Below are 246 nucleotides of genomic sequence, written 5' to 3'. Positions count from 1 at the left end.
TCGGCTAATTCAGGAAGACCACGGCGGTGCCCCTGGCATCGAGAAGATCGAGAAAGCTATTCGTGCCGGTAAGGCCGAAATCTTCCTCTACGGCGAAAAGGTATCGATCAAAGACTACTTCAAGAAAGCCTCAACCAAAGTCGCTCAAAAACGCCTTGATCCCTATGCGGAAGTCAATGCGTGAGGACGGGATGGATGCTGACGTAGTTCTGCTGGCTGGTGGCGGTGCCGAGGCTTACCAAGATG

At 53.3% G+C, this 246-nt stretch carries 1 pseudogene; it reads left to right on the top strand.

From position 1 onward, the window contains the following. Positions 1-184: pseudogene (locus BHE89_RS02650) on the top strand (hypothetical protein); the annotation flags it as partial. Positions 185-246: the final 62 nt, after the last annotated feature.

It is taken from the genome of Shigella sp. FC1967, from assembly GCF_001743005.1.
Classification (GTDB): domain Bacteria; phylum Pseudomonadota; class Gammaproteobacteria; order Enterobacterales; family Enterobacteriaceae; genus Proteus.
Note: the sequence above shows the minus strand (reverse complement) of the source record. Positions and strands in the feature narration are given on the sequence as shown.